The sequence below is a fragment of the Arthrobacter sp. UYNi723 genome, from assembly GCF_054057635.1.
Genome location: NZ_JBSRZM010000006.1, coordinates 151452 through 172678, shown reverse-complemented (window position 1 = coordinate 172678; position 21227 = coordinate 151452). Strand labels below are relative to the sequence as shown.

The following is a 21227-nucleotide window of genomic DNA, read 5'->3' as shown; positions in this document are numbered from 1 at the left end:
GCCAAACAAGGCCCCAAGAGCCAACCAACCATCCGGGCACAATCAAATGATTCTTCGATAAACGCTACGCGGGCATCTTGACATGATTCCTCGGGGGACGCTGCCGCAGCCCGGTGACGCAGCCGCCCAGGCCTTGTAGTGTCGTGGGCAATGGGCAAGGACTCCCCCTGCCGCCCACCAGCAGCGAACCGGCAACCTAGGAGCGAACATGACTGTTGACGAGAACGAAGCCCAGGTCCTGGACCAGTGGACCCAGCGACTGGCCCAGGCACTGCAGATCCTGGACCTGGAGGTGGATCAGGAACTCCTCCTTGATCTGGCCAGGAAGTCTGCCGGCTCGGTGATCCATGCGGCTGCACCGGTCACGACGTTCCTGGTGGGTTACGCCGCAGGGCTCGCCGCTGGCAACGGCAGCGCCGGATCCAAGGAAAAGTCGACGGCGGCAGTCACCCAGGCGGCCGACGTCGCCTTCCGGCTGTGCGAGGACGGGCACGACGGCGGCCCGGCGGCTGGGGGCTGGGCGGACACGGGCCAGTAGGGAGCCCCGGCCACCGGGTCTCGCTCCCCACCGTTAACCGGCTACCGGCTCCAGCCTGACGATCACTTCCTTCGACGCCGGCGTCTGGCTGCCCTCGGCCACGCTTTCCAGCGGCACCAGCACGTTGGCCTCAGGGTAGTAGGCTGCCGCGCAGCCGGCCGCCGTGGGGTAGGAGACCACCCGGAAGTTCCGCAGCACCCGCTCCACGTTGTCCTGGTACACGCCGTGGATATCCACGTGCTGCCCGTCGGCCAGGCCCAGTTCGGCGAGGTCCCCGGGGCTGACAAACACCACTTCGCGGCCCTTCTTGATGCCCCGGTAGCGGTCATTGTTGCCGTAGATCGTGGTGTTGAACTGGTCGTGCGAGCGCATGCTCTGCAGGATCAGCGTTCCGGCCGGCCGCTCCATATGTTCGAGCTCGTTTACGGTGAGCATGGCCTTGCCCGTCGGGGTGGTGAACGTCCGCGAATCCCGTGGCCCGTTCGGGAGCACAAAACCGCCGTCCTGCCGGATCTTCCGGTTGTAGTCCTCGCAGCCGCTGACCACGTGCGAGACGTGGTCCCGGATGAGGTCGTAGTTCTTCTCGAACCCGGCCCAGTCCGCCTGCACGGAGTCACCCACCACTTTTTGGGCCAGCCTGCTGACGATTGCCACTTCGGACAGCAGGCCCGGCGCCACCGGCTCCACCGTCCCGTGTGAGGCATGCACGGCGCAGACCGTGTCCTCCACGGACACAAACTGCGGACCCGATTCCTGCATGTCAATCTCCGTACGGCCCATCGTGGGCAGGATCAGCGCCTCGGCGCCGGTGACCGTGTGCGAGCGGTTGAGTTTGGTGGAAATCTGGACCGAGAGCTCGGTGTTCTCCATCGCCGCGAACGCCGCGTGGGTGTCTGAAATGGCTCCCACGAAGTTACCGCCCATGGCCACGAAAACCTTGATGCCGCCGTCCCGCATTTGCCTGATGGTCTCGACGGCGTCGACGCCGTGTTCGCGCGGCGGTTCGAAGCTGAATTCCTTGCCGAGGGCGTCTAAGAATGCCGCCGGCATCTGCTCCCAGATGCCCATGGTGCGGTCGCCCTGGACATTGCTGTGACCGCGGATGGGAGAGGCTCCGGCGCCGGGCTTGCCGATGTTGCCCCGGAGCAGCAGGAGGTTGATGATCTCCTTGATAGTGGCCACGCCCTTCTTGTGCTGGGTGATGCCCATGGCCCAGGTGATGATCACCTTCTCCGCCCTGAGATAACGGTCCGCGAGCTCGTCGATATCCTCGGTTCGCAGGCCGGTGGCCGCCAGCACGGCAGCCTCGTCCAGCTGGGAAAGGTGCTCGCGGAGCTCCTCCAGACCTTCGCAGTGTTCGGCGAGGAACGCGTGGTCCAGCACCGTGCCCGGATTCGCAGCTTCGGCGTCCAGGACCCGCTTGGAGACGGCCTGGAGCAGGGCCATGTCCCCGCCGATGCGGACCTGCAGGAACTGGTCGGCGATCTCCGTGCCGCGGCCAATGATCCCCTTGACCTTCTGCGGGTTCTTGTAGCGCATCAGGCCCGCTTCCGGCAGCGGATTCACGGCCACAATGCTGGCTCCCGCCTCCTTGGCTTCCTCCAGGGCGGTCAGCATCCGCGGGTGGTTGGTGCCCGGGTTCTGGCCCATCACGATGATCAGGTCCGCCTTGGCGAAGTCATCGTAGGAGATGGTGGCCTTGCCGATGCCGATGGTCTGGCCCATGGCCCAGCCAGACGACTCGTGGCACATGTTGGAGCAGTCCGGCAGGTTGTTGGTCCCGTAGGCCCGGACAAACAGCTGGTAGAGGAACGCGGCCTCGTTGGAGGTCCGGCCGCTGGTGTAAAAGGCGGTCTGGTCCGGGCTCGGCAGCCCCTTGAGCTTGTCGGCGACGATGGTGAACGCCTGCTCCCAGCTGACCGGCCGGTAGTGGTCCTCCCCCGCTGGCTTGTGGACTGGCTCGGTGAGGCGCCCCTGCATCCCCAGCCAGTACTCGGACCGCTGCCGCAGGTCACTGACCGGGTTCTCGGCCCAGAATTCGGAGCCGATCACCACCGGAGTGGCCTCCCAGGTGACAGCCTTGGCGCCGTTTTCGCAGAACTCGAACGTCTTGCGGTGCCCCGGGTCCGGCCACGCGCAGCTCATGCAGTCGAAACCGTCCTTCTGGTTCAGGGCAAGCAGGGTTTTCCCGGTCCTGACCAGGCCCATGTGCTGCACGGCCGGCTCCAACGAGTGGTAGACGCCCGGGACGCCGGCGGCCCACGTCTTGGGGTGGCCGCTGACCTCGATGTCAGCCTCGTTGACCTCTTCCACGTGCGGGTTCTTGCGTGCCACGTTGCACTCTCCTTGGTTCAAGCTCACACCGGCAGCGCACCGGTTTCAGCTCGGTGTGACGGTCCCAGTCCACCCTTATTGAGGGGGTCATCCAAGTCAAGCAGGACTAACGGCAAACGCCTAGGTAGGGTGGAATGATGGACGTCCCTCCCTTTGTCTGGACCCTGACCATCGCGGGAATTGTGGGCCTGCTGGCTTTCGATTTCTTCTTCCATGTCCGTAAGGCCCACACCCCCACGCTCAAGGAATCGGCCATCTGGTCCTCCATCTATGTGGGGATCGCCCTCCTCTTTGGCCTGGGGGTGCTGTTGTTCGGCGGCACCACCATGGGCACTGAGTACTTCGCCGGGTACATCACGGAGAAGGCCCTGTCCGTGGACAACCTCTTTGTGTTCCTGATCATCATGGCCAGCTTCAAGGTCCCCCGTGCGGACCAGCAGAAGGTGCTGCTCTTCGGCATCGTGTTTTCGCTGATCGCCCGGACGGCGTTCATTTTCCTTGGCGCCGCTTTGATCAACAGCTTCGCGTGGGTGTTCTACATCTTCGGCCTGATCCTGCTGATCACCGCGGGGAACCTGCTCAAGCCGGACGGCCACGACGAAGACGCCGAAGGCCTGGTGGTCAGGCTCGCCAAAAAGTACCTCCCGGCGTCGGCCCATTACGATGGCGACAAGCTCTTCACCCAGGAGAACGGCAAGCGCGTCCTCACCCCGATGCTCCTGGTGATGGTTGCCATCGGCGGCACCGACATCCTGTTTGCACTGGACTCCATCCCCGCCATCTTCGGCCTCACGCAGAACGTCTTCATCGTCTTCACGGCCACCGCGTTCTCGCTCATGGGCCTGCGCCAGCTCTTCTTCCTGATCGACGGACTGCTGGACCGGCTGATCTTCCTTGCCTACGGTCTCGCCGCCATCCTCGGCTTCATCGGCGTCAAGCTCATCCTGCATGCCCTGTCCGAGAACAACCTGCCGTTCATCAACGACGGCGGGCACGTCAACGTCATCGAAGTCAGCACCGGTGTGTCCCTGACCGTGATCCTGGGCGTCCTGGCGGTCACCGTCCTGGCCTCGATCTTCAGCCCCAAGGGCAAGGCCAAGAACGCGGTGTCCGGCGCCAAACGGCACGCCACCGAATACCTGGACCTCAACTACGAAACGGACATGGCGGAGCGGGACAAGCTTTTCGCCCGGATGGTCCGGGAGGAAGACCAGATCCGCAGCCTGCCGGAGAAGTACAAACGGCTTATCCGCAACGAAACCGAATTCATGGACCTCCTCCACAAAGCCCACACCGAGCACGACGACGCGCAGGTGCGGGCAGCACAGGAGTAGCCGGGGGCCTTATTGTCAGCCCCTCTTGCTAGATTCAAACCAGCGCCAGGGGAACTGCCCTCCGGCCAGGCACGTCAATGGGGAGGCCCCGTGTTTCTGCTCGATCCAGCCAGCGCTGATCCCGGTACTGTTGATCCGCGCCTCGCTGATCCCGGTTCCAGAGCGCCGCAGGACCTGGTGTTTTCCGCCAGCGATCTGGTGGCCGCCAGCGAATGTGAGTACCGCACGCTCCGCATCCTGGACGAGAAACTGGGCCGGTCCCCCAAGGCGCAGTTTCCCGACGACGAAATGCAGCGCCGTGCCGGGGCGCTCGGTGACAAGCACGAGGCCAAGGTCCTGGCCGGCCTGATCGCGCAGTACGGCGCCTGGGACGCCAGCCGCGGGGCCGGGGTGTACTCGATCGAGCGCGGGGAGAACACGCGCGGCGAGCTGCTGGCCAAGCACGCTGAAACGGAACTCGCGCTCCGCGCCGGGGCCGATGTCGTCTTTCAGGCAACTTTCTTCGACGGCGAATTCCTGGGCTACGCCGACTTCATCGTCAACGAGGCTGCCGGCACCGGCAATCCTGGACGCTACGAGGTGTGGGACACCAAGCTGGCACGGCACGCCAAGGTGGGCGCACTCCTCCAGCTCGCCGCCTACGGCGATCAGCTCATCGGCATGGGCCTGGACCCATCGCCCCGGGTCACGCTGGTACTGGGCGCCGTGGTGGACGGCGACTACGTCCGCAGCCACCACCCCCTGCCGGACCTGCTGCCGGTCTTCCGCGAGCGCCGCGACCGCTTCCGCACCCTGACGGCCGCCCACCGGGAGGCCGGTTCGGCGGTGCAGTGGCAACAGCCCGGCGTCGCGTTCTGCGGGCGGTGCAACTACTGCGCCGAGCAGGTCCAGTCCCACCGGGACCTCCTGATGGTGGGCGGCATGACCACCCACCGGCGGAAGAAACTCATCGCCGATCACATCACCACCATCGACGCGCTGGCGGATCTCCCGCTCAGCAAGGCCAGCGGCTCCCTGGCCCGGCTCCGCGACCAGGCCAGGATGCAGCTGGGCCGGGACGTTCCGGACGGTTCGCGCACCTTCGCCAAGGACGGCGAGGAGCACACCGTCACGTTCAAGGTGCTGCCGGAGAACGCCCTGGCAGAGATTCCCCGGCCCAGCCCCGGCGACATCTTCTTCGACTTCGAGGGCGATCCCCTCTGGCAGGACCCCGCCACCGGCAAATGGGGGCTGGAGTACCTGTTCGGCGTCATCGAGGCGCCCGTGTTTGACGCTAACGCTGCTGGCGCCCACGCCGCCGACAGGCCCGTGTTCCGGCCCTTCTGGGCGCATTCACGAAACGAGGAGCGGCAGGCCTTCCTGGACTTCCTCGCCTACGTGGAAGAGCGCCGGGCCAGGCACCCGGACATGCACGTCTACCACTACGCCGCCTACGAGAAATCAGCGCTCCGGAACCTGTCCGTCACGCACCTCGCCGGCGAGGACATCGTGGACAGCTGGCTCCGCGACGGCCTGCTTGTGGACCTCTACGCCACCGCCCGGCATTCGCTGCGGATCTCCGAGCCGTCCTACTCCATCAAGAAGCTCGAGCCCCTGTACATGGGCAGCAACCTCCGCTCCGGGGACGTCAAGGACGCCGGAGCGTCCGTGGTGGCGTATGCCGGTTACTGCGCCGCCCGGGACGACGGCGACGCCGCCGCGGCCGCCCACATCCTGGCCTCCATCTCCGACTACAACGAGTACGACTGCCTCTCCACCCTCCGCCTCCGCGACTGGCTGCAGGGTCTGCGAGGGACGTCTGCCTCAAGCGCGGCGTCAACCGGAACGGCCGACGACGGCGGGCGGCCGGCGCCGTCGTTGTCCGCAGTTGTTGCCCCGCCACCCCTTCCGGAACCCGAACCAACACCGGAGGAGCGCCGCCTGCAGGATTACCTGGCCGGCCTCCCGGACAACCGGCCGTGGACCAACGACGAACGGGCCATCGCCATGGTGGCGGCTGCCACGGGATACCACCGCCGCGAGCGCAAGCAGTTCTGGTGGGAGCACTTCGACCGCACCGAGTCCGAGATCGACCACTGGTCCGAGCACCGCAACGTGTTTGTGGTGGATACCGCGGAAATTCTGACGGACTGGGTCCTGGCCAAGCCCACGGCGAGGATGCGCACCCGCACGCTGAGGCTGACCGGAGTCATGAGCGAAGGGTCGGAGTTCAAACCCGGGAGCACCTGGTGCCGGCTCTACGATTCGCCGGTCCCTGATGGCCTGGATGATCCGCTGGGAACCACCACGGGCCGCGGCTTCACCTTTGGCACCCTGGTGACTGCTGTGGAGGACCACCCGCGGGTTGCCGGCCAGACCATGATCACCATCGAGGAACGGGAAACCGGCAAGGTGCCCGCATACCCGCACATTCCGGTGGCGCTCACCGAGGACCAGCCGATCCGCACCGCCAGCATCGAAGCCGCCCTGGCCGAGCTGGCGCAGAGTGTCGGGGCCTCGGTCCCCGTCCTTCCGGAACACCCCGGCGTCGACATCCTGCGCAAGGTGCCGCCGCGCTTCCAGTCGATGCCGGGTCCCGCCGTCGTCGGCAAGGACGTCGCCGGTGCGGCGGACTACGTCACGGCGATCACCGCCACGCTGCTGGATCTCGATCATTCGTACCTTGCCGTGCAGGGCCCTCCCGGGACGGGCAAGACCTACGTCGGCTCGCATGTCATTGCGCGGCTGGTGGAGCAGGGCTGGAAGATCGGGGTGGTGGGGCAGTCCCACGCGGTGGTGGAGAACATGCTGTGCACGGCGATCGAAACCGCAGGTGTGGATCCGGCGCGGGTGGCGAAGAAGCTGGCGGCCCCGCATCCGGTGCTGTGGCACCGCACGTCCGACGACGACGTCGCCGCGCTGCTCGTCTCCCCCGGCGGCTGCCTGGTGGGCGGCACCGCCTGGACCATGACGGGCAGGTCCGTCCCCGCCGGTTCCTTGGACCTGTTGGTCATCGACGAGGCCGGCCAGTTCTCGCTGGCCAACACCCTGGCCGTGGCCCGCGCCGCCAAGCGGCTCCTGCTCCTCGGTGACCCGCAGCAGCTGCCGCAGGTCACGCAGGGCTCGCACCCGGAGCCCGTGGACGAGTCGGCCCTGGGCTGGCTCGCTGCCGGGCACGCCACCCTCCCCGGCGACCTGGGCTATTTCCTGGCGGACAGTTGGCGCATGCACCCGGACCTGTGCCGGGCCGTGTCCGTCCTCAGCTACGACGGAAAACTCGAAGCTGCGCCTGCGGCATCCCTCCGCAGCCTCGCGGAACTGCCGGCCGGGGTGGAAACAGTCTTTGTGGACCACAGCGGGAACACCAAGTCCTCCGCCGAGGAAGCTGCCGAGGTGGTCCGGCAGGCCCAGCGGCACATCGGGCTGAAATGGCTTCCCGGCGACGACAAGCCGGCCAGGCCGCTGAACCCGGAAGACATCCTGGTGGTGGCCGCCTACAACGCCCAGGTCCAGCTGATCCGGCAGGCCCTGCACGACGCCGGGCTGCCGGGTGTCCGGGTGGGCACGGTGGACAAGTTCCAGGGCCAGGAGGCGCCGGTTGTCCTGGTGTCCATGGCCTGCTCTGCTGTTGCCGAGGCTCCGCGCGGGGCCGAATTCCTGCTGAACCGGAACCGGATCAACGTGGCTGTGTCACGGGGCCAGTGGCGAGCCGTGATCATCCGCTCCCCCGAGCTCACGAATTACATGCCGGCCAAACCGGCGGTGCTCGAGGAACTTGGCGCCTTCATCGGCCTCAGCGCGGGTATTCACGGTGCGCTTACTCACAGCCGCGCAACACCCTGAGAAACCGCGTTCTCAGCGTCAAAGCAGGGTAAATTCGTGGGGTGACCTCCCAGAGCAACAGGTTGCCTGTCGGCGCCCTGATAGTCCTTGCCGCCATCGGCTTCACCGCCATCACCACCGAACTCCTGCCCTCCGGCCTGCTGCCCCAGATCAGCGCCGACTTCCGGGTCTCCGAGGCGACCGCCGGGTACCTGACGGCCGGTTACGCGGCCATCATCGTGGTCACCGTTATCCCCTTGTCCCTGCTGCTGTCGCGGGTCCCGCGGCACTACCTGCTCATCGCGCTGATCCTGTTCTTCGCGGCCAGCAACGCCTTGGTGGCCATCGTCTCCGATTTCGGCGCGGCCATGGGTTCACGCGTGGTGGGCGGCATCGCGCACGGCCTGCTGTGGTCCGCCATGGCCCCGTTTGTGGCGCGGATCGTCCCCGCCCACAAAGTGGGCAAGGCGCTGGCCATCGTGTTCAGCGGCAACAGCCTGGGACTGGCCATCGGCGCCCCGGTGGGCACCGCCCTGGGCAACATCGTCGGCTGGCGCGCGGCGTTCCTGGTCCTGGCCGCCTCCGGGGTGGTGCTGGCGCTCCTTGCCGTGTGGCTGCTTCCCCCGGTGCGGCGCATCCCCGATGCTCCGCACCCATCCATCCGCAAGGCGATCGGCCAGCCGGGAGTGAAGACTGTCGCCGTCGCCTGGCCGCTGATGCTTATGGCCCATTTCGCCTTGTTCACCTACATTGCGCCGTTCTTGCACGAGGTCCGGCTGCCCGACTTCAGCATCCCACTGTCCATCAGTGTTCTCGGTGTTGCCGGGCTGGTGGGCATCTGGATCGCCGGCATCACCGTGGATTCCCGGCCGCGTCGCTGGCTCCTGATCACCGTCGCCGGCGTTGTAGTGTCCGTGGCCTTGCTCCCGCTGGTGGGAAACGTCCTGCCGGCCTTGGCGCTGCCGGTCACGCTGGTCCTGATGTTGGTCTGGGGCACAGGCATCGGCGCGATGGGGATTTACAACCAGTCGGCCATCCTCCGGGCCGGCGGCGAGTATAGGGACGCCGCCAACGGCCTGACGGTACTGACCATCCAGATCGGGATCATGATCGGCGCGATGTTCGGCGCCGCCGCCCTCACCATCGCGGGGCCGCTCCTGATCCCGATCGCCGCCGCAATCCCCGCCGTCGTCGCGTTTGTGCTGATCCTGGCGGGATGGCGGCACGCCTATCCGCCGGGGCCGAAGGAACGCCAAGCCACTTTGGCCGAAGCAACGTCGCCGTAGCCTCCAGACGGCGCCGAAAAAACGTCCCCAACGTCCACATAGCCCCCCTCCCCCGCGGGGCTGGCGTGAAGCCGGTCAGGGGCCCCGCTCAGCGGGCCCGGAAGTCCCGGAACGATCCGTCGGCCGCGGAGATTGACTCCTCCACGCGTTCCACCCGGCCGGGCGCGTTCTCTGATCTCAGCCAGTCCAGGAGCTTTTGGACTTGCTGCTCCGGCCCTTCGGCCACGATAGACACCGAGCCGTCGTCGAGGTTCCTCACCACGCCCTTGAGCGCCAGTTCGTCGGCCTTGCCCATCGTCCAGAAACGGAATCCGACCCCCTGCACCACGCCAAAGACGCGGGCAGAGAGCCGGATATCGCCGCTCCCCCGGTCAGGGTTATCCCGGCTGGAGTCATCGCGGCGCCAGGAAAAACTCATGGCAGTCAGGACTGCTTAACCAGCGCAGCTTCGACGTTGATCTTCACCTTGTCGCTCACCAGCAGGCCGCCGGCTTCCAGGGCGGCATTCCAGGTCAGGCCGAACTCCTTGCGGCTGATGTCGCACTCGGCGGAGAATCCTGCGCGGGTGGCACCAAAGGGGTCCACGGCTACGCCGGTGAACTCGACCTCCAGCTCCACCGGCTTGGTGATTCCGCGAATGGTGAGATCGCCCGTGAGCGTGTAGTCCTCGCCGTCGCCCTCCACCGAGGTGGCCCGGAACGTCATCTCGGGGTACTCCTCCACATCGAAGAAATCCGCCCCCTTCACGTGCCCGTCGCGGTTGGCGTCGCCGGAATCGAAGCTGGCCGTCTTGACTGTTGCGTGAAGCGAAGCCTCAGCGAGGGATGCGCCAACGCGGGCTTCGGCCGAGGCGTCCGTGAAACGTCCGCGGACCTTGCTGATGCCCGCGTGCCGGACAGTGAAGCCAATCTCGCTGTGCGACATGTCCAGGGTCCAGACGCCCGATGTCAGGCCTGAAGGTAGGGTCACTTTGCATCTCCTTTGTGGGAAACAGTGCTGTGGAAACCGGCCAGGACGACCGGTTTCCACACTGCTTCACTCCGGAGTTTTTGTCCAGATACTGCGCCCAAATCCGCCCCCAGATGCCGTTATCTGGACGAAAACTCAGCGGGCTGGGCGGGCCTGGTCAGTTGATGGTGATGTCCCGCGTGCGGTGGTCGTAGCGGATGGTGACCGAGCCGCCGTCGTGGTGCAGTTCGTGGTTGGGGCCATCGAACGTGCCGAACGCGCCGTAGTTCTCGTCCCACGAACGGTTCAGTGCGATCTTGAAGGTGTATGAGCCGGCGGGCAGGTCGGCGCTGATCTTCCAAAGCTGGTCCAGGGCATCAAGCGTCAGCTGGGCCTCGTCATACTGCGGGGCCCAGTTCTCCGGAGCGCCCAGGATGGTGTTGAAGTCGCCGGCAACGGCGACAGCCTCGGGCTGCGGGAAAGTCTCCACTGCAGGCGCTTCTGCCTTTGCCTTGGGCGCTGCTTTGGGCGCAGTTTTTGGCGCTGCCTTGCGCGAGCGGACGGCCTTGACCACGGGCTCCACGGCGTCCTCGATGGCGTCCTCGATGGCCTTGGCAGCCTTCCCGACGGCTTCGGCGGCCTTCTTAGCGGGAGTCCGCTTTGCCGGGGCCTTCTTGGCGGGAGCCGCCTTGACTGCCGCTGCCACTGCCGGTGCCGGTGCGGGTGCGGGTGCGGGTGCGGGTGCCGGCGCCGGCGGAATGGCGACGTAGGCAGGAACCGGAGTGCCGGCGTCGAGCGCTACGGCGAAGGAATCCGCATCGGGGAACGCGACCGTGGCGCGCATGCCGTCATCGGTGATGGTCCAGCCGGAACGGCCCTTGACCAGCCAGCCGGCCTTCACCAGCTTGGCCGTAGCGGACGTGAGCGTCTTGTGTCCACGCGGAATGCCACCGCTGAGCAGCGTGGCCTCGTGATCACTGAACGGCACGCGCGCGGTGGCTTCCGCCAGAACCTCGCCGGTATTGAGTGAACCGCCGGACCAGACGCCTTCCGTCAGGACGTGCAGCACGGTCTTGAGTCGGAGGTCGGTGTTATCTGCGATGGACTTTGCCATGATTCCCCTTGCATAATGCGATCTGTCACTAGGCATCCTGCCAAGACCCTGCTAAATCGCGCGACTTGAATTGGTTAACTCTGCGTGTCATGACCGACTATGACGCGCATTACAGCAGAAGTGAGGCAGGAGTCTCGGCTAGGGGGCTGTTTACTCAACCCTGAAGCGGAAATCCCGGGTATCGCCGGACTCTTCCCGGACGCGCCCGGGCACCAGTGTAGCGAGCAGGAACGTGCGGAGCTACCCGCGGTTCAGCTCGTCCAGGAGCTCGGCTTTGCGCTCCTCGGAGGCGAACGACGAATGGATGGAATTGGCCGCGAGCCGTGCCCTGTCGAAGTCTGAAAGATCAAAAACGGCCTTCAGCTGGGAAAAGTTGTCGTCCACGTACCCACCGAAGTAGGCCGGATCGTCCGAGTTCACGGAGACGTTGAGCCCGGCGGCGAGCATGGCCGGCAACGGATGGTCCGCCAGGGTGTCCACGGCACGCAGCCGGACGTTCGAGAACGGGCAGACCGTCAGCGGAATCCGGTCCGCAACCAGCCGCTCCACCAGGTCCGGGTCCTCCATGCAGCGGATGCCGTGGTCGATCCGTTCCGCTCCCAGGATGTCCAGCGCTTCGATAATGTACGACGGCGGCCCCTCCTCGCCTGCGTGCGCGGTCAGCCGCAGGCCCGCTTCGCGGCCTTTGGCGAACAGCCGCTCAAACTTGGCCGGCGGGTTGCCCACCTCGGCCGAATCCAGGCCGATGGCCGCGATGGGGGCGTTCAGGGCCAGCAGCCCGTCCAGGACCTCCAGCGCCGATTCCTCGGACTGGTCCCGCAGGAATGCGGCAATCAGCAGGGTGGACATGCCGAAGTCCTCCTGGGAGGTGGCCAGCGCCGACGCCACCCCGTTGACGCAGGTCTCCAGGCTGACGCCGCGGGACAGGTGGGCCTGCGGGTCCATCATGATCTCCGCGTGCCGGACGCCCGCTGCCGCGGCGCGGGCCAGGTAGGCGCGGGTCATGTCGGCGAAGTCCTGTTCGGTCTGCAGCACCGCCATGTTGGCGTAGTAAAGGTCCAGGAAGGACTGCAGGTCCGTGAACTCGTACAGTCCCCGGAGCTCCGCGATCCCGGAATACGGAAGCGTGATGCCGTTGCGTTCGGCCAGTTCGAGGATCAGCTCCGGCTGCAGCGTGCCCTCAATGTGCAGGTGCAGTTCCGCAACAGGCAGGAGCGGCGCAGCTTCCTGCAGGTCTGTTGCTGTTTCTGTTTCTGCCGCGGCAGCTTCAGTGGCGGCAGCTTCAGTTTCGGGCACCGCGGTTCCGTCCGCAAAGATATTCATCCGGTCAGGATATGCCTGCAAGCCGGTCCGCGCCCTTTCAGCAGACCACCTCCATCAGGACATCACCAGCTGACCACCAGAAATCATCTCGGTTTGATAACGGCCTCCTGATGTCCTAGCGTGAAATGCAAGCCCGTTCTTCGGGCGACATGAATGCCCGGTGCTGCCTCCACCAGAACTGCCCGGCCGGCAGACACCGAAAATTGACCTCTATATCGTCAGGGGCGGGCAGTGGCGCAATAACCTCCCGGGACGGACCGAGCGCTGGTGGCCTTCAGGAGCATCACACCATGAACAACAACACCATTCGTACTGCCGCACGCCGTGGAGTAGCCGTCGCCGCCATTTCCGCAGCCGGCCTTGCACTCTCCGTCACCGCAGCAAACGCGGCCACCGACGGCGCAACTTGGGATTCACTGGCGCAGTGTGAAAGCGGCGGAAACTGGGCCACAAATACCGGCAACGGCTACTCGGGCGGCCTGCAGTTCAGCGCCAGCACGTGGGCTGCCTACGGCGGCACCGGTTCCGCAGCCGACGCCAGCCGCGAGCAGCAGATCGCCGTGGCCGAACAGGTCCAGGCGTCGCAGGGCTGGGGAGCGTGGCCGTCCTGCGCCGCGCAGCTTGGCCTGAGCGGCGGAGGGGGTACGACGGCGGTGACTCCCCAGAGCGCGCCAGTCCAGAGTGCGCCGGTCCAGGTGCCTGTGGAGAGCGTGCCAGTCCAGGCGCCTGTGGAGCAGGCACCAGCCGTGCCGGCCGCGACGGATGCCGTGACGGCTCCGCAGCACGCCGCGCCCGTGGAACTGAGTGGCGAGACCTACACGCTTGAGCCCGGCGACACCCTGAGCACCGTCGCCGACAAGCTTGGCGTTGACGGCGGCTGGCAGAGCCTGGCGGACGCCAACTTGGACACCATTGCCAACCCGGACCTCGTGTTCTCCGGGCAGGTCCTCCAGCTTCCCGCCTAAGCTTCAACACTTTCCGCGGGAACCGCCCCTTTCCCCAAGAACGGACGGCCCGCGGAAACAACAAAACCCGGCAGCAACAACCCCGGGAAACAACGACGCCGGAGCTCCCCTCGCTGGGGAGCTCCGGCGTCGTCCGTTGTTGTGTACTGAATGGCTGGCAGGGACCTGATCTTCCTGCCGGCCGCGATCCTGCTGGCTTAGGCTGCTGCCTTGGCCGCGGCCGGAATCTCGCGGATGATGCGAACCTTCCACGCGGCGTCGTCGCTGGTGTCCAGCAGGGCCACTGTGCCGTGGGCAAGGTTCAGCGCCACACGCTTGGCGGCCAGGAGTTCAAGGTAGAGGTGCTCGTTCATGCGGCTGGGGGTGTCGATCATGTACTTCACGGCGTCGCGGACCTTGCGGTAGTTGGCGCTCTTCTCGCGGTGCAGGTGCAGTTCCAGCATCTGGCGCTGGCGCACTTTGGGCTCGTGCTTGTTGAGCCAGGAGACGGCGAGGTGCACACCGATCACCAACGCGAGGGAGACAGCGTAGATCCACCAGCCGCTGGACATCAGGAACAGGGGCAGGTTGCCGATGGCCACGAGCGCGATCACGATCCGCAGCGCGACGATCCGGCGCAGTGTCAGGGCCACGGAGGCCATGGCCGCACGAAAGCCGTGCTGCTCGTGGCGTGCCGCGGCCGGGTCAAGGGTGAATTCATCAAGGACCAGGATGCCCTTGGCCTCCGGATCAAGCATCTGCCCAAACTTGGGCACAAACAGCTGCGTTGAACCGGCGGTCACAACAGGAGAAATTGTCATTGGGGGGCTTCCGGGACGGTGGGGCGTTTCGGTGATCTTAGTGGTTAGCGGCACCCGCTGTATGTATCGGTCCACTATATGAACTATTCCGCTGCTCCTTCGCGCTCAGGGGGCGCTGCCGCCGGATCCCGTTCATGTGGCGCCGGGCACTGCAATTGGCACATCCGCCGCATGCCGTCAGACTGAAGGGATGCAAACCTTCCTTCCGTATCCCGATTTCCGGCAGAGCGCCGCAGCACTGGACACCGCCAGGCTTGGCAAGCAGCGTGTCGAGGCGCTGCAGACCCTCCGGGCTCTGGTGATTCCCGAGTACGGCTGGCTGGACCATCCCGCCGTCCGCATGTGGATGGGCCACGTTCCGGCGCTCACCATGTACGGTCTGGCGATGGTGGACGAATGGACCACCCGCGGCCATGAAGACAACACGCGCGCCAACATCACCGAGTTCGCGCCCCAGGCAGCACACCCGGACTACGCGGCCAAGATCCCGCTGCCGGAGTGGCTCGGAAATCCCGATTTCCACCTGAGCCACCGCGCGAAGCTGCTCCGTAAGGAACCGAAGTTCTACAAGACGGTGTTCCCGGACGCCGACCTGGACCTGGACTTCATTTGGCCTGAGCCCAAGCACGAGTTCTATCCGGCAGAACCCGAGGGCGACATCTTCTGGATCCTCCGCGACCCGCACGCCGAAATCGATCCGCAGACGCTGGATACCGTGGCCCTGCCGCCGATCCGCCGCGGCGGTGCTGTTGCGCCCGGCGCTCCCGAGGACGGTTACTCCCCCGTTTACGTCGACGACGGCTCCCGCCGCCCGTCCAAGCAGCCGCGCAAGCTACCGCGCAAGCAGCTCGTGAAGAAGCCCACCCGGAAGCGCCAGGCGCAGGAGGAAGCATTCGCCACCCTCCCCGGCAAGACGACCGTCGCGGTTTCGTTTGAGGACGGCAACAAGTTCGCCGTCGGGCAGGTGCTGGGCCGTCCCATCACGCTCGACGACGGCCGGTTCGGCCGCACCTTCACCGTCACCGAGGTGATCGACCGGTCCGCGTTCGATTACCCCGCGCTCCTGCAGGACCCCCGGGTGTTCTTCCCGGTTCCCGCTCCCTGACGCACCACGCCCGGTCTCTCGCCCCTGAGGAGGCCTACCTGCTGCACGCCCGCGCAACTTTTCCCTTACAGTGATCCTTGAGTGCTGGCAGCGAGCACCAACAGCTTGGGGGCGAAAATGGGGGCAGGCGACGGCGCTGCTGAGCAGGCGCGGATCGCGGCGGAACGAGCGGCCAAACTGAGACGCCAGCTCGACTACGCAGAACGGGCGGAACGGGCGTGGGCCGCGGGTGCCGCTGGTGAAGCCCGGGTTGCGGCGATCCTGGAAACGTTGCAGCCCCAGGGCTGGATGGCCCTTCATGACGTGCATTGGCCAGGGCGGCCTAAAGCCAATTTGGACCATGTGTTAGTGGGCCCGGGCGGCGTCATCGTGATCGATGCGAAGAACTGGTCCGGCGACATCCATCTCCGGAACGGCGTCCTGCGGCAAAACGGTTACTCCCGTGAGCGAGAAGTCTCCGGGGTGGTAGAGCAGTGCTCAGCGGTGGCAGCCCTCCTGGAACCGCGGCACCGCCGCTACGTTCAAGCGTGGCTGTGCATGGTTGGACAACCCGATCTGCAGGGCACCACCGCCAGCGGTGCGCGGGTCCAGGGCATCGACACCGTATGCCGCGCCATAGGTGCTGTGCCGGCCGTGCTTGATGCGAACACAGTCGAAGCCATTCACCAATTCCTGACCAACCTGCTTGCCGGAGCGTCAAGTCCACCGCTTCTAACCACTGGAAGTGTTCCGACTGGGCCTTCGGATTTCATGCATGCTGCAGGCCCTGCCACATCCTTGGCACGGTGGCGCACTGCACGCGACCCCTCCGATGACCCACGCACCATACGCCCTCCAGTTAGCGCTCGACCAAAGCCTGCACGCAGGAAAAGGACGAGCTGCCTGGGGGTGCTCTTTCGGCTGGCACTGATCATTTTCGCCCTCGGTGTGCTCTCCAACGTGCTCTCACAACTTTCGCCCCAGCCGCAGAGAGTCCCGGTTCCCGCGCCAGCGGTAGTTTCCACCCTTCCAGCGCCCTGATCAAGCCGCGAATGCGAGTCACGACGGTGGGAATGGCAGACTTTCACCATGACGATTCTCTTGGCCGGCTGCGGCGATCTTGGCACTGAAGCAGGCTTGCGCTTCGCCGCGGCAGGGCATCGGGTGGTGGGCTGGCGCCGTTCACCCGAAAAACTGCCGGCTGCGATCGAAGGCGTGGCGGCGGACCTGGGCTCTGCGGATCTGCCCGCGGTTCCGGCGGACACCACCGCCGTCGTCGTGGCGGTTGCGGCTGACTCACCCACGGAAGCGGCCTACCGTGCCGCCTATGTGGACGGGCTGGCGCACGTCTTGGATGCCCTGGAGCGCGACGGTGTGACGCCGCGGCGGGTGCTTTTTGTGTCCTCTACCGCTGTCTACGGGGACGCTGGCGGTGGCTGGGTTGATGAGAGTACGACGCCGGCACCTGGCGGTTTCTCCGGACGGATCCTCCTTGAGGCGGAGGAACTCCTGGTTTCGCGGCTGCGCGGCACGGGTACTTCTCCCGTTACACTGCGGCTTGGCGGGATCTACGGTCCGGGCCGGACGCGGTTGATTGACCAGGTCCGCAGCGGGACTGCCGTGGTTCCCGACGAACCACGCTTCACTAACCGGATCCACCGGGACGACGCCGCTGCGGCGATCGTCCAGTTGGCCACGATGGAAGCTATGCCTGCGCCGGTATATGTCGGCGTGGACAACTCTCCCGCTGAACTTGGGGATGTACTGCGGTTCCTGGCCTTGGAAATGGGATATCCGGAACCTCCCATCGGACCGGCCGGCGAGGCCCGTGGTGGCAACAAACGCTGCAGCAATACGCTGCTCCGCGGGACCGGGCTCGAGTTCACCTACCCGACGTTCCGGGAAGGTTACCGGGCAGTTCTGGCGCGCACCGCAGTCCGCCACCCCTAAGCCAGCCGCCTATCTGCCCACCATGGCGAGCCAACACCTGAGGCCGGGCGCGAGCGTACACTTGCGGCCCCTGCGGCGCCGGCCGCTGTCTGGGTGTTTGGGCGTCCTTCGGGGTGACCCACATAGGCAGCTAAGTTCACGGTCCTGGTCGGTCCCTCGCGGGAAGACGATGATGCTGCGCGTTTTCGGCGCGATCGCATCCAGCGTGGCCGGGTGACCCGTCAAAAAAGCGCAGGCACCGGACCTGTCAGTGTGCGGCTGGCTCGCGGCCGGGCAGGACCACCAGCGCATCGCCTACCGGCCGCTCGGCGGCCCCCGCATTGGACGGCGTATTCACCACTGCGCCGTTGACCACCATGGTGGTGGATCCGCCGCCGTCCAGATTGATCGCTTCAGTCAGCCCCAGGGACTTTGCCACCTGTGCGGACTCCTGGAGGCTGAGTCCCAGGGAACCGGTCTGCCGCCCGTCCACCGTCACCAGGACCAACCGCCCGGCAGCGTCCGTTCCGGCAATCGTTCTCGGGTTGCGTTTGTGCGCCCAGCCGTAAAACATCCCCGGGTTCCTGTCGTGCACCATGCCGTCGCGCCGCGCTGTCACTCCGATCTTGCCGTCCTCAATCAACGCGGGCCCACCGTTGAGCACGTGCGAGCCCGGACCTGCCTCGAACTCTTTCCCGTCCGCGGCAACCAGCTCTGACGTCAGCCCCAGGTGCGCCCCGGGCTTTGCCAGTTCCAGGAGCCTTTCGACGTCGGTCCCGATCGCTTGGATGCTGGCACCCCCGGCAGGAACGGAGGCGCCGCGGCTGCGGTTTACCGCGGTCACTGTGCCGGTGGCGTCCAGCACGACCTCCAGTCCTGGCCCCGCCGGTGTGGTTGCACCGAATTCCGGAGAAAATGAAACGATCTCGTCTGCGTCTGTGCACGTGACGTCGTGCAGCGGCTCACTGGTCACCACGTCATCCGGCGTCCCGCCGCAGTTGCGGATAAGCCCCGGCACGCGGTTGATACCGTCCAAGGGAAGGACGCTGCCGCCGTCGGACACCGTACCCTCCCAGCTGAGGCGTTCGACGCCGGCCCTCGCCTTTTTGCCGTCGACTACCAATGCCGGCCGGTCACCTACTGCCTCGCTCAGCACCTGCCCGGAGTAGACTCCGGCCCCGGCAGGGTCGCCTTCCGCGCCGGCGGCAGGATCGAAAACAAAGAAGCCTCCGTTGACGGCGGCAACGGCTCCGGCGTCCGCCGCGAGCTGGCTGGTGGTCTCCCGCCGCTCAAGGTCGGGCCCGAACGTCGCAGCGATTTCGCCATCGAACTCCTTCGGGTCGATGGTCAGAACCTGAAGGTTCCACGGGCCCCGCGACTGGTCGGCACTGGCCGGATCCCCGTCCCAGCCGACGTACCAGGCCGACGCGGCGTAGCCGGCTGCCTTGACGCCGGCAATGGTGGCAGCAGCGTCCTCACGGCTGGCGAATTCCCCGACTCGAACCCGGAAGCCAAGCTCGCCGCCAGCATCGGCCAGCTGAGGCGAGACGACCCGTTCCACGCGCGCAGTGAAGCCCGCGGCGACCAACTCTGCAGCCACCCGTCGGGCAGTGGGCTCGCTGGACAAGGCGGAAGCGGAAACTTTGGGGTCCGACGACGGAATGGTGACCTCCGCCGTCCAGAACAGGGCGGTGGTTGCTGTTCCCCGCGAAATTGACGTCCTGGTCACGCCAGGCGCAACAGTGCTCACCGTGCGGCTTTCCGGCAGGTCCGGAGCGCCGAGGTCGAGTTTGGTTGCAGGCGCCACCTCCCCGAAGACCGGGATTGGCCCGGCCCCGCCGGTTGACGCGCCGGCGACCGGCGGAGCCATCAGCGTCATAGCAACCAACGCGCCCGCTGCCGTCAGCGACCCGCTTTTCTTCCGCGTAAACCCTGGAACCGTTGATTTCATACGGATTAACGTAGCGGCGCCGCAGGCCGGGCGCGGCCAAACTCCGGCCTGTTTCCACAGAGTTGGCGAGCTGTTCATCCACCGTCAGACAGCAACGCTCCGGCCACCGTAGCGGTGGCCGGAGCGTCCTGGTTCGCTCCCGGGTGTCAGCTCACCCGAACAGGGCGGCCACTCGGGTGAGGGTCTGGAACACGCCGTAGGCCAGCGGGATACCTACGATCGACCAGCCGACTGCAAGCTGTACTGAACTCATCTCAGGCCTCCATTGCGGGTACTTCGGACCGGACGCTGTCCGGGCGGGGTTCGTGGAACCGGGCGTCCACTGGTTTGATCATCAGGTTGGCCACGAAGCCGATCACGAGCAACCCGACCATGGTCAGAAGAGCAGGCTGGTACGAGGCCGCTGTGAGCTGGCCCGGCTTCCCCTGGGCGTCCAGGAAAGCATTCACGATCAGCGGCCCGGCAATGCCCGCAGCAGACCACGCAGTCAGGAGCCTGCCGTGGATGGCACCCACCTGGAACGTCCCGAATAGATCCCGCAGGTAGGCGGGCACGGTGGCGAAACCGCCGCCGTAGAAAGAGATGATCACGAAGGCAAGGATCACGTACAGGGCCGTGGTGGCCGAGCCGGCCAGTGCCAGCACGGTGTAAAGAACGGCGCCAACGCCGAGGTACACCATGTAGATACGCTTGCGGCCCGTGACATCGGACGTAGCTGACCAGGCGAACCTGCCCGCCATGTTGCCGATGGACAGCAGTCCCACAAAGCCGCTGGCGACGGCGGCACTCACCAGGGAGACGCCGTCGGACTGGCGGAAGAAGTCCTGGATCATCGGTGCTGCCTGCTCCAGGATGCCGATGCCCGCGGTCACGTTGCAGAACAGGGCGATCCAGACCAGCCAGAACTGCTTGGTCTTCACCGCATTCGCCGCCGAAACGTGCTCCGTGGTGACCAGCTTTGCCGCCTTGACCTTGGCAGGGTCGAAACCCGCGGGCGTCCAGCCATGGGCCGGAACCTTGATGGTGAAGGCACCAAAGAGCATGTAGGCGAGATAGACGACGCCGAGCGACAGGAAGAGCTTTCCGACGGCGTCGCCGCTGGCCACCCAGTCCTTCGCTCCGGAAGCGGGGTCGTACATTTTGAGCAGGGCGCTTGAGACCGGGCTGGCGATGAGCGCCCCGCCGCCGAAGCCCATGATGGCCATGCCGGTGGCCAGGCCCGGCCGGTCCGGGAACCATTTGATGAGCGTTGACACCGGCGAAATGTAGCCGATGCCGAGCCCGATGCCGCCAATGAAGCCGTAGCCCAGGTAGACGAGCCACAACTGGCCGCTGAAGATCCCCAATGATCCGACCAGGAAGCCGCTGGCCCAGAAGACAGCCGAGGTAAACATCGCCTTCCGGGGCCCGTGCTTGTCCACCCAGGTCCCCATGATCGCAGCGGACAGTCCCAGCATCACGATGGCGATGGAGAAGATCACCCCGATCTCGGTCAGGCTGGCATCAAAATGCTTGACCAGCGCTGTCTTGTACACGCTGGTTGCGTAGGCCTGCCCGATGCACAGGTGTACGGCCAGTGCCGCCGGCGGGATTAGCCAGCGGTTGAACCCCGGTGGGGCAATAGTGTGTTCACGATCCAGCCAGCCCATATTTTCTCCTCAATGTCCGCGGCAACGTCGGCCCGGTCCTCCGCAAATTATGGTGCACGTCACACCAGCATCACCACGCTTTGCGCCCAACGGTGGGATTGCCGCGGTAAGCGGTTCCAGCGCGGCACACCGGGCGCGCCACCATACCGCCCATTTCGTTTTCTCCCCCAT

The 21227-nt window shown here is 66.0% G+C and carries 17 protein-coding genes; 8 read left to right on the top strand and 9 right to left on the bottom strand.

The window, feature by feature from the left end; translation table 11 throughout:
• The first annotated feature begins 208 nt into the window (after window positions 1-208).
• Window positions 209-538, top strand: coding sequence for a DUF6457 domain-containing protein (locus ACVWY0_RS07225; protein WP_248762200.1), 330 nt, complete (start codon window positions 209-211; stop codon window positions 536-538).
• Between the two features lie 33 nt (window positions 539-571).
• Here the strand turns inward: ACVWY0_RS07225 and ACVWY0_RS07220 are convergent, their stop codons facing one another.
• Complete coding sequence (locus ACVWY0_RS07220) at window positions 572-2872, bottom strand: FdhF/YdeP family oxidoreductase (RefSeq protein ID WP_485836079.1); 2301 nt, start codon at window positions 2870-2872, stop codon at window positions 572-574.
• A 137-nt stretch (window positions 2873-3009) separates the two neighbouring features.
• On the opposite strand from ACVWY0_RS07220, the gene ACVWY0_RS07215 reads away from it, so the two are divergent.
• The 3 genes from ACVWY0_RS07215 to ACVWY0_RS07205 all read left to right on the top strand — a co-directional run bounded on the left by ACVWY0_RS07215 (window position 3010) and on the right by ACVWY0_RS07205 (window position 9293).
• On the top strand, window positions 3010-4206 hold the full coding sequence (locus ACVWY0_RS07215; RefSeq protein ID WP_485836085.1) for a TerC family protein: 1197 nt from the start codon (window positions 3010-3012) through the stop codon (window positions 4204-4206).
• 90 nt (window positions 4207-4296) lie between these two features.
• Window positions 4297-8028, top strand: a complete 3732-nt coding sequence (locus ACVWY0_RS07210) for a TM0106 family RecB-like putative nuclease (protein ID WP_485836078.1) — start codon at window positions 4297-4299, stop codon at window positions 8026-8028.
• A gap of 41 nt (window positions 8029-8069) precedes the next feature.
• Window positions 8070-9293: an MFS transporter gene (locus ACVWY0_RS07205; RefSeq protein WP_485836077.1), complete on the top strand. Its 1224-nt coding sequence runs from the start codon at window positions 8070-8072 to the stop codon at window positions 9291-9293.
• Window positions 9294-9381: 88 nt separating this feature from the next.
• On the opposite strand, the gene ACVWY0_RS07200 is transcribed toward ACVWY0_RS07205, so the two are convergent.
• The 4 genes from ACVWY0_RS07200 to ACVWY0_RS07185 all read right to left on the bottom strand — a co-directional run bounded on the left by ACVWY0_RS07200 (window position 9382) and on the right by ACVWY0_RS07185 (window position 12678).
• Window positions 9382-9711 carry an acylphosphatase gene (locus ACVWY0_RS07200; RefSeq protein ID WP_485836076.1) on the bottom strand — a complete coding sequence of 110 codons (330 nt, stop codon included), beginning with the start codon at window positions 9709-9711 and terminating at the stop codon, window positions 9382-9384.
• A gap of 5 nt (window positions 9712-9716) precedes the next feature.
• Window positions 9717-10262, bottom strand: a complete 546-nt coding sequence (locus ACVWY0_RS07195) for a YceI family protein (RefSeq protein WP_463861946.1) — start codon at window positions 10260-10262, stop codon at window positions 9717-9719.
• A 157-nt stretch (window positions 10263-10419) separates the two neighbouring features.
• Window positions 10420-11355, bottom strand: coding sequence for a pullulanase X25 domain-containing protein (locus ACVWY0_RS07190; RefSeq protein ID WP_485836075.1), 936 nt, complete (start codon window positions 11353-11355; stop codon window positions 10420-10422).
• Between the two features lie 240 nt (window positions 11356-11595).
• Window positions 11596-12678 (bottom strand): adenosine deaminase, encoded by a 1083-nt coding sequence (locus ACVWY0_RS07185; protein WP_485836074.1) that lies wholly within the window; start codon window positions 12676-12678, stop codon window positions 11596-11598.
• A 290-nt stretch (window positions 12679-12968) separates the two neighbouring features.
• Between ACVWY0_RS07185 and ACVWY0_RS07180 the strand changes: the two genes are divergently transcribed.
• A complete protein-coding gene (locus tag ACVWY0_RS07180) occupies window positions 12969-13643 on the top strand; it encodes a transglycosylase family protein (protein WP_485836073.1) in 675 nt (224 codons plus the stop codon).
• A gap of 197 nt (window positions 13644-13840) precedes the next feature.
• On the opposite strand, the gene ACVWY0_RS07175 is transcribed toward ACVWY0_RS07180, so the two are convergent.
• Entirely contained in the window at window positions 13841-14380 is a 540-nt protein-coding gene (locus ACVWY0_RS07175; protein ID WP_485836084.1) for a hypothetical protein, read from the bottom strand.
• Window positions 14381-14633: 253 nt separating this feature from the next.
• Between ACVWY0_RS07175 and ACVWY0_RS07170 the strand changes: the two genes are divergently transcribed.
• The 3 genes from ACVWY0_RS07170 (at window position 14634) to ACVWY0_RS07160 (ending at window position 17477) form a co-directional block, all read left to right on the top strand.
• Window positions 14634-15548, top strand: coding sequence for an MSMEG_6728 family protein (locus ACVWY0_RS07170; RefSeq protein WP_485836072.1), 915 nt, complete (start codon window positions 14634-14636; stop codon window positions 15546-15548).
• Between the two features lie 117 nt (window positions 15549-15665).
• A complete protein-coding gene (locus tag ACVWY0_RS07165) occupies window positions 15666-16568 on the top strand; it encodes an NERD domain-containing protein (RefSeq protein ID WP_485836083.1) in 903 nt (300 codons plus the stop codon).
• 48 nt (window positions 16569-16616) lie between these two features.
• Entirely contained in the window at window positions 16617-17477 is an 861-nt protein-coding gene (locus ACVWY0_RS07160; protein ID WP_485836071.1) for an SDR family oxidoreductase, read from the top strand.
• A 247-nt stretch (window positions 17478-17724) separates the two neighbouring features.
• On the opposite strand, the gene ACVWY0_RS07155 is transcribed toward ACVWY0_RS07160, so the two are convergent.
• The 3 genes from ACVWY0_RS07155 to ACVWY0_RS07145 all read right to left on the bottom strand — a co-directional run bounded on the left by ACVWY0_RS07155 (window position 17725) and on the right by ACVWY0_RS07145 (window position 21056).
• On the bottom strand, window positions 17725-19407 hold the full coding sequence (locus ACVWY0_RS07155) for a phosphodiester glycosidase family protein (RefSeq protein WP_485836070.1): 1683 nt from the start codon (window positions 19405-19407) through the stop codon (window positions 17725-17727).
• A 151-nt stretch (window positions 19408-19558) separates the two neighbouring features.
• Entirely contained in the window at window positions 19559-19660 is a 102-nt protein-coding gene (locus tag ACVWY0_RS07150) for an MFS transporter small subunit (protein WP_445260433.1), read from the bottom strand.
• 1 nt (window position 19661) lies between these two features.
• Window positions 19662-21056, bottom strand: a complete 1395-nt coding sequence (locus ACVWY0_RS07145; protein ID WP_252599377.1) for an OFA family MFS transporter — start codon at window positions 21054-21056, stop codon at window positions 19662-19664.
• Window positions 21057-21227 lie beyond the last annotated feature (171 nt).

Coding starts and splice junctions, on each gene's coding strand:
- ACVWY0_RS07215 (WP_485836085.1), top strand. CDS start 3,010: ATGGACGTCCCTCCCTTTGTCTGGACCCTGACCATCGCGGGAATTGTG.
- ACVWY0_RS07225 (WP_248762200.1), top strand. CDS start 209: ATGACTGTTGACGAGAACGAAGCCCAGGTCCTGGACCAGTGGACCCAG.
- ACVWY0_RS07200 (WP_485836076.1), bottom strand. CDS start 9,711: ATGAGTTTTTCCTGGCGCCGCGATGACTCCAGCCGGGATAACCCTGAC.
- ACVWY0_RS07155 (WP_485836070.1), bottom strand. CDS start 19,407: ATGAAATCAACGGTTCCAGGGTTTACGCGGAAGAAAAGCGGGTCGCTG.
- ACVWY0_RS07170 (WP_485836072.1), top strand. CDS start 14,634: ATGCAAACCTTCCTTCCGTATCCCGATTTCCGGCAGAGCGCCGCAGCA.
- ACVWY0_RS07190 (WP_485836075.1), bottom strand. CDS start 11,355: ATGGCAAAGTCCATCGCAGATAACACCGACCTCCGACTCAAGACCGTG.
- ACVWY0_RS07180 (WP_485836073.1), top strand. CDS start 12,969: ATGAACAACAACACCATTCGTACTGCCGCACGCCGTGGAGTAGCCGTC.
- ACVWY0_RS07150 (WP_445260433.1), bottom strand. CDS start 19,660: ATGAGTTCAGTACAGCTTGCAGTCGGCTGGTCGATCGTAGGTATCCCG.
- ACVWY0_RS07160 (WP_485836071.1), top strand. CDS start 16,617: ATGACGATTCTCTTGGCCGGCTGCGGCGATCTTGGCACTGAAGCAGGC.
- ACVWY0_RS07145 (WP_252599377.1), bottom strand. CDS start 21,056: ATGGGCTGGCTGGATCGTGAACACACTATTGCCCCACCGGGGTTCAAC.
- ACVWY0_RS07165 (WP_485836083.1), top strand. CDS start 15,666: ATGGGGGCAGGCGACGGCGCTGCTGAGCAGGCGCGGATCGCGGCGGAA.
- ACVWY0_RS07175 (WP_485836084.1), bottom strand. CDS start 14,380: ATGCTTGATCCGGAGGCCAAGGGCATCCTGGTCCTTGATGAATTCACC.
- ACVWY0_RS07185 (WP_485836074.1), bottom strand. CDS start 12,678: ATGAATATCTTTGCGGACGGAACCGCGGTGCCCGAAACTGAAGCTGCC.